This is a genomic window from Serratia sp. GW822-FHT06D09 (assembly GCF_058799515.1).
Window position 1 is genome coordinate 1 of record NZ_JBXALO010000023.1, and the last position, 7166, is coordinate 7166.

Sequence of the window (7166 nt, forward strand, 5' to 3'; positions counted from 1 at the left end):
AAAATATAAAACGCCCGATGAGGTTCATCGGGCGTTATCCGGCTGAAAAGTGTCAACCTATATCAGGACTAGTCACTTATCAATAATGTGGCGGCGGCGTTTCTTCCGACTGCGACGCGATCATCGACGTTTGAGTCGATCGCAGCTTGTCGGTCAGCACGCGCAGGTGATCCTGCAATTTCAGCATTTCAAGCTGGTGTTTCACCACGGTCTGATTGAGCTCTTCAATAGTGACTTCCTGAAAGGCCTGACGACTTTCCAGTTCTTCAAGCCGCAGTAACAGGCTTTGGATATCGGCGTTGTGCATGATGCTACCTCTGACGCGGTTAAATCCTGAATCTGACGCTATGGTAACAGCTGCCGACGGCTTTGCGCTGCGCTATTTCACCCCGCTGTGTGCGGGGGCAGACGGAAAACGCGGGTGCACTGTGTAAAGTGCTGAAAAATAGAGCGCTCGGTGTGGCGGTTTTTGTTACTGTGGATACCACGGGCGCAGGAAAAATCTGACTTATCATACGGGTAGCACATTAAACGAAACTTCTGTTTAAAGCTGGAGTCACACTTTGACTCGATTGGTTACCTGTGTGACTGTTTTGTTTTGTTTCGGACAGCTATAGTAGCCCGGTTATCTTACTTAATGATTGTTTGGGGCACCGCTTCAGACACTGGAGAAATGGATGAAATCTTTGTTTAAAGTCACGCTTCTGGCAACCACCATGGCTTTTGCTTTGAATGCGACCCAGGTCATGGCTGCCGATGCAGCTAAACCGGCAGAAGCAGCTAAAGCCGCAGACGCAGCACCAAGCACCGGCAAGTTCAAGAACGATGACGAGCAAGCGGCTTACGCACTGGGCGCATCCCTGGGCCGTTACATGGACAACTCGCTGAAAGAGCAAGAAAAACTGGGTATCAAACTGGACAAAGACCAGCTGATCTCAGGCGTTCAGGACGCTTTCGCCAACAAGAGCAAGCTGAACGACGCAGATATCGAAAAAACCCTGCAGAGCTTTGAAGCGCGCGTGAAGGCTTCCGCTCAGGCGAAGATGGAGCAGGACGCGAAAGATAACGAAGCGAAAGGCACCAAGTACCGCGACACCTTCGCGAAAGAAAAAGGCGTGAAGAAAACCGAGTCCGGCCTGCTGTATCAGGTAGAGAAGCCAGGTACCGGTTCTGCGCCTAAAGACAGCGATACCGTTGTAGTAAACTACAAAGGCACCCTGACTGACGGCACCGAGTTTGATAACTCCTACACCCGTGGTGAGCCACTGTCATTCCGTCTGGACGGCGTGATCCCAGGTTGGACTGAAGGCCTGAAACACATCAAGAAAGGCGGCAAAATCAAGCTGGTTATCCCACCGGCGCTGGCCTACGGTAAAACTGGCGTTCCGGGCATCCCGGCCAACTCCACACTGGTGTTCGACGTTGAACTGCTGGATGTGAAAGCCGCTCCTAAAGCGGATGCCAAGGCTGAGAAGCCGGCTGACGCAGCGGCAGACGCCAAAGCGCAATAAGCCTGTCTGAGTCCCCACACCGCCGCGAGTTTCCCTCGCGGCGGTGTTCATTTTAATCCGCCAAATCAGCGCTAACTTTCGCTTCCTGCCCACTGATCGCTTGACGCCTGCCGGGCATCGGGCTTAACGTCAATACCACGCGCAAACGCAAGGACTTTACTCTGGCTGTTTTGCTAGACTAATAATCCGGACTTATGAGTCATGCGCCTGCCCCTTAGGGCGTGTACCTAAAACTGTTCCTGGTCATCTCGGCCTGCGGACGCTCGTCGTGCTGTTTCAGACTGATATCAGCCAGCCCATCCCGCGTAACTTCAAGGGTGTGCCGCCTGTGGAAAGGAACCCGCACGAGCAGTTTTAGCTGCGCCCCCTGGCACAGGCGATCTTTGAGGGTGGTATTTTCGATGTCTAATTCGCTTTTATCCAGCGAAGCCAGCGAACTTGATTTGCTGAATGAACGTCCGTTTACCCAGACGGATCATGAAATCCTGAAGTCTTACGAAGCGGTTGTTGACGGCCTGGCGATGTTGATCGGCGGGCACTGTGAAATCGTGCTGCATGCTTTGGAAGATTTGAAATGTTCGGCGGTACGGATTGCGAACGGTGAGCATACCGGGCGGCAGATCGGTTCGCCGATCACTGACCTCGCGCTGCGTATGTTGCATGACATGGCCGGCGATGACAGCAGCGTGTCCAAGGCCTATTTTACCCGTGCCAAGAGCGGCGTCCTGATGAAGTCGGTGACTATCGCCATCCGCAATCGCGAGCAGCGGGTGATCGGTTTGTTGTGTATCAACATGAACCTCGACGTGCCTTTCTCCCAGGTGATGCAGACCTTTATGCCGCCGGAAACTCAGGATGTGGCACCCTCGGTCAACTTTGCGTCTTCCGTTGACGATCTGGTGGCGCAGACGCTGGAGTTTACCATTGAGGAAGTTAATGCCGATCGTAATGTCTCCAACAATGCCAAAAACCGCCAGGTAGTGCTGAATCTCTATGAGAAGGGCATTTTTGATATCAAGGACGCCATTAATCAGGTGGCGGACCGTCTGAATATCTCAAAACACACCGTGTATCTGTACATCCGCCAGTTCAAAAGCGGCGATCTGTTGGGAACTGAGCGCGGATGCTGAATTACTGCCTTTTGGTCACCGGTCCGGCTTACGGCACTCAACAGGCCAGCAGCGCCTATCAGTTCGCGCAGGCTTTGCTGGTCAAGGGACACCACCTCTCCAGCGTGTTTTTTTACCGTGAAGGGGTGTTGAACGCCAATCAACTGACTGCACCGGCCAGCGACGAATTTGATTTGGTGCGGGGTTGGGTGCAGTTGGCACAGCAGCATGGCATTGAGCTCAACGTCTGCGTGGCTGCGGCGCTGCGGCGCGGTGTGACCGATGAGCAGGAGGCCGCACAGCAAGGGTTGCCCAGCGCCAATCTTCAGCCGGGTTTTACCCTTAGCGGGCTGGGCTCGCTGGCGGAGGCTTCGCTGAGCTGTGACCGCCTGGTGCAGTTCTGAGAGAGTTTATGAAACGAGTCGCTTTTGTTTTTACCCAGAGTCCACACGGCAGCGCCAGCGGCAGGGAAGGTCTGGATGCGTTGTTAGCCACTTCGGCGCTGAGCGAAGATCTGGGCGTGTTTTTTATCGGTGACGGCGTGTTGCAGATTATGCCGGGGCAGCAACCGGAAAAAATTCTGGCGCGCAATTACATTGCCACTTTTGGCGTGCTGCCGCTGTATGACGTTGAACAGTGTTATCTTTGCCAGGCATCGCTACAGGAACGCGGCCTGAGCCAGGTGACCGACTGGGTGCTGGACGCCGAGATTTTGGCACCGGATGCGCTGAGTCGCCAACTGGCCAGCTATGACGTGGTGATGACATTTTAGGAAATCCTGATGCTGTATACCCTTAGCCGTTCCCCCACTCAATGTGATTTGCCTGCGCTGCTGCGTTTGACCGCACCGGGTGATGACCTGTTGCTGTTGCAGGATGGCGTGCTGGCTGGCCTGGCCGGTAGCGTGCACCTTGAATTGCTGCTCAATGCCCCCATATCCCTTTATGCGCTGCAGAACGACCTGGATGCCAGAGGGGTGTCTGGTCATTTTTCACACAAAATCACTGTCATCGGCTATAATCACTTCGTTGAATTAACCGAAAAACATCGCAGCCAAATGGCCTGGTGATGAGAGTGATGTTGTATATTTCTTGACACCTCTACTACTCAGCCATAAAATTCTGCGTCCTCGTACTTTGCCAGTAGTGCATACGAGGGGATTTATCACGTGTTTACGAAGCAAAAACCAGGAGCTTTTTAATGGCAACAATTAATCAGCTGGTACGCAAACCACGCTCTGTGAAGGCTGCTAAAAGCAACGTTCCAGCGCTGGAAGCCTGCCCGCAGAAACGTGGCGTATGTACTCGCGTATATACCACCACTCCTAAGAAACCAAACTCCGCACTGCGTAAAGTATGCCGTGTGCGTTTGACTAACGGTTTTGAAGTTACCTCCTACATCGGCGGTGAAGGTCATAACCTGCAGGAACACTCCGTGATCCTGATCCGTGGCGGTCGTGTAAAAGACTTGCCAGGTGTGCGTTACCACACCGTTCGTGGTGCACTTGACTGCTCCGGTGTTAAAGACCGTAAGCAAGCTCGTTCCAAGTACGGCGTGAAGAAGCCAAAGGCTTAATGGTTCTCCGTTAAGTAAGGCCAAACATTTTCACTTTAATGTCAAAATAAACTCGTAGAGTTTTGGACAATCCTGAATTAACAACGGAGTATTTCCATGCCACGTCGTCGCGTAATCGGCCAACGTAAAATCCTGCCAGATCCTAAGTTCGGATCCGAACTGTTGGCCAAATTTGTAAACATCCTGATGGTAGATGGTAAAAAATCTACTGCAGAAGCAATCGTCTATACCGCGCTGGAGACCCTGGCTCAGCGTTCTGGTAAAGATTACCTGGAAGCTTTCGAAGTAGCCCTCGACAACGTTCGCCCGACTGTAGAAGTTAAGTCTCGCCGCGTTGGTGGTTCTACTTATCAGGTGCCAGTTGAAGTTCGCCCGGTCCGTCGTAATGCTCTGGCAATGCGTTGGATCGTTGATGCTGCTCGTAAACGCGGTGATAAATCCATGGCTCTGCGCCTGGCGAACGAGCTTTCTGATGCAGTTGAGAACAAAGGTTCTGCTGTTAAGAAGCGTGAAGACGTTCACCGTATGGCCGAAGCTAACAAGGCGTTCGCCCACTACCGCTGGTAATTGCCACGCAGTAGTTATGCTAACCAAGCGGGCGCTTCAAGAAGCCAACCCGCTTGGGTTAACCGAACTTGAACGCCTAAGGCAATAGAGGAATCAAATGGCTCGTACAACACCCATTGAGCGCTACCGTAATATCGGTATCAGCGCCCACATCGACGCCGGTAAGACGACCACTACCGAACGTATTCTGTTCTACACCGGTGTAAACCACAAAATCGGTGAAGTTCATGACGGCGCTGCCACCATGGACTGGATGGAACAGGAGCAGGAGCGTGGTATTACCATCACTTCTGCAGCGACTACTGCTTTCTGGTCTGGTATGGCCAAGCAGTTTGAGCCGCACCGCGTAAACATCATCGACACCCCAGGACACGTTGACTTCACCATCGAAGTAGAACGTTCCATGCGTGTTCTTGATGGCGCTGTAATGGTTTACTGTGCTGTAGGTGGTGTTCAGCCTCAGTCTGAAACTGTATGGCGTCAGGCTAACAAATACAAAGTTCCACGCATCGCGTTCGTTAACAAAATGGACCGCATGGGTGCTAACTTCCTGAAAGTTGTTGGTCAGATCAAATCTCGTCTGGGCGCGAATCCAGTGCCATTGCAGTTGGCTATCGGCGCAGAAGAGAAATTCACCGGTGTTGTTGACCTGGTGAAAATGAAAGCGATCAACTGGAACGAAGCTGATGCTGGCGTGACCTTCGAATACGAAGACATCCCTGCTGACATGCAAGAGCTGGCTGAAGAATGGCGCCAGAACCTGGTTGAATCTGCAGCTGAAGCTTCAGATGAGCTGATGGACAAATACCTGGGCGGCGAAGAGCTGACCGAGGAAGAAATCAAGACTGCTCTGCGTCAGCGCGTGCTGAACAACGAAATCATCTTGGTTACCTGTGGTTCTGCCTTTAAAAACAAAGGTGTGCAGGCGATGCTGGATGCGGTAATTGATTACCTGCCATCCCCAATTGACGTCCCTGCAATCAACGGTATCCTGGACGACGGTAAAGATACTCCGGCTGAGCGTCACGCTAGCGATGAAGAGCCGTTTGCTGCTCTGGCATTTAAAATTGCTACCGACCCATTCGTGGGTAACCTGACCTTCTTCCGCGTGTACTCCGGTATCGTTAACTCCGGTGACACCGTTCTGAACTCAGTGAAGGCTGCTCGTGAGCGTCTGGGCCGTATCGTTCAGATGCACGCTAACAAGCGTGAAGAGATCAAAGAAGTTCGTGCGGGCGACATCGCTGCAGCAATCGGTCTGAAAGACGTGACTACCGGTGACACTCTGTGTGATCCAAACCACGTGATCATTCTGGAGCGTATGGAGTTCCCTGAGCCGGTAATCTCCGTTGCAGTTGAACCAAAAACCAAAGCTGACCAGGAAAAAATGGGTCTGGCTCTGGGCCGTCTGGCGAAGGAAGACCCATCATTCCGCGTATGGACTGACGAAGAATCAGGTCAGACTATCATCGCAGGTATGGGTGAACTTCACCTGGATATCCTGGTTGACCGCATGAAGCGTGAATTCAACGTTGAAGCTAACGTGGGTAAACCTCAGGTTGCTTACCGTGAAGCGATTCGCGCGAAAGTTACCGATATCGAAGGTAAACACGCCAAGCAGTCTGGTGGTCGTGGTCAGTATGGTCACGTTGTGATCGACATGTACCCACTGGAGCCGGGCTCAAATCCGAAAGGTTACGAGTTCATCAATGACATTAAAGGTGGTGTGATCCCAACGGAATACATCCCTGCCATTGATAAAGGCCTCCAGGAGCAGCTTAAGTCTGGTCCACTGGCTGGTTATCCGGTAGTTGATCTCGGTGTGCGTCTGCATTTCGGTTCTTTCCACGATGTTGACTCCTCCGAATTGGCGTTTAAACTGGCCGCTTCTATCGCCTTTAAAGATGGCTTTAAGAAAGCAAAACCTGTTTTGCTTGAGCCTATCATGAAGGTTGAAGTTGAAACGCCGGAAGAGAACACTGGTGACGTCATCGGTGACCTTAGCCGTCGTCGTGGTCAACTGAAAGGTCAGGAATCCAACGCTACTGGCGTTCAGATTCACGCTGAAGTTCCGTTGTCCGAGATGTTCGGATACGCAACTCAACTGCGTTCTCTGACCAAAGGCCGTGCTTCTTACTCCATGGAGTTCCTGAAGTACGATGATGCGCCGAACAACGTCGCTCAGGCCGTTATTGAAGCCCGTGGTAAATAAGCTTTCGGGTTTAACACATTGATCAGTGCTCTCTCCATGAGGGGAGAGCATAAGAGTAAGGAATATAGCCGTGTCTAAAGAAAAATTTGAACGTTCCAAACCGCACGTTAACGTTGGTACTATCGGCCACGTTGACCACGGTAAAACTACCCTGACTGCAGCAATCACCACCGTTCTGGCTAAAACCTACGG

10 protein-coding genes are annotated in these 7166 nt (G+C 52.1%); 9 read left to right on the top strand and 1 reads right to left on the bottom strand.

What is annotated here, in order from left to right:
• Positions 1-79: 79 nt before the first annotated feature.
• Complete coding sequence (locus AC1RKG_RS24670; protein WP_020837259.1) at positions 80-307, bottom strand: SlyX family protein; 228 nt, start codon at positions 305-307, stop codon at positions 80-82.
• 370 nt (positions 308-677) lie between these two features.
• On the opposite strand from AC1RKG_RS24670, the gene fkpA reads away from it, so the two are divergent.
• From fkpA to AC1RKG_RS24715, 9 genes are all read left to right on the top strand, one after another.
• A complete protein-coding gene (gene fkpA / locus AC1RKG_RS24675) occupies positions 678-1511 on the top strand; it encodes an FKBP-type peptidyl-prolyl cis-trans isomerase (RefSeq protein ID WP_020837258.1) in 834 nt (277 codons plus the stop codon).
• A gap of 401 nt (positions 1512-1912) precedes the next feature.
• On the top strand, positions 1913-2641 hold the full coding sequence (locus tag AC1RKG_RS24680) for a helix-turn-helix transcriptional regulator (protein WP_020837257.1): 729 nt from the start codon (positions 1913-1915) through the stop codon (positions 2639-2641).
• On the top strand, positions 2635-3024 hold the full coding sequence (gene tusD / locus AC1RKG_RS24685) for a sulfurtransferase complex subunit TusD (protein ID WP_116691663.1): 390 nt from the start codon (positions 2635-2637) through the stop codon (positions 3022-3024). The genes AC1RKG_RS24680 and tusD overlap by 7 nt, the downstream gene beginning before the upstream one ends.
• An 8-nt stretch (positions 3025-3032) precedes the next feature.
• Complete coding sequence (tusC, locus tag AC1RKG_RS24690; protein ID WP_020837255.1) at positions 3033-3392, top strand: sulfurtransferase complex subunit TusC; 360 nt, start codon at positions 3033-3035, stop codon at positions 3390-3392.
• Between the two features lie 9 nt (positions 3393-3401).
• Positions 3402-3689: a sulfurtransferase complex subunit TusB gene (gene tusB / locus AC1RKG_RS24695; RefSeq protein ID WP_122080370.1), complete on the top strand. Its 288-nt coding sequence runs from the start codon at positions 3402-3404 to the stop codon at positions 3687-3689.
• Between the two features lie 131 nt (positions 3690-3820).
• On the top strand, positions 3821-4195 hold the full coding sequence (gene rpsL, locus AC1RKG_RS24700) for a 30S ribosomal protein S12 (protein ID WP_004930426.1): 375 nt from the start codon (positions 3821-3823) through the stop codon (positions 4193-4195).
• A 96-nt stretch (positions 4196-4291) separates the two neighbouring features.
• Complete coding sequence (rpsG, locus tag AC1RKG_RS24705; RefSeq protein WP_020837252.1) at positions 4292-4762, top strand: 30S ribosomal protein S7; 471 nt, start codon at positions 4292-4294, stop codon at positions 4760-4762.
• A 97-nt stretch (positions 4763-4859) separates the two neighbouring features.
• Positions 4860-6974: an elongation factor G gene (gene fusA, locus AC1RKG_RS24710; RefSeq protein WP_020837250.1), complete on the top strand. Its 2115-nt coding sequence runs from the start codon at positions 4860-4862 to the stop codon at positions 6972-6974.
• A 70-nt stretch (positions 6975-7044) separates the two neighbouring features.
• The coding region (locus tag AC1RKG_RS24715) for a GTP-binding protein (protein WP_004957728.1) at positions 7045-7166 on the top strand (122 nt) is incomplete at its 3' end.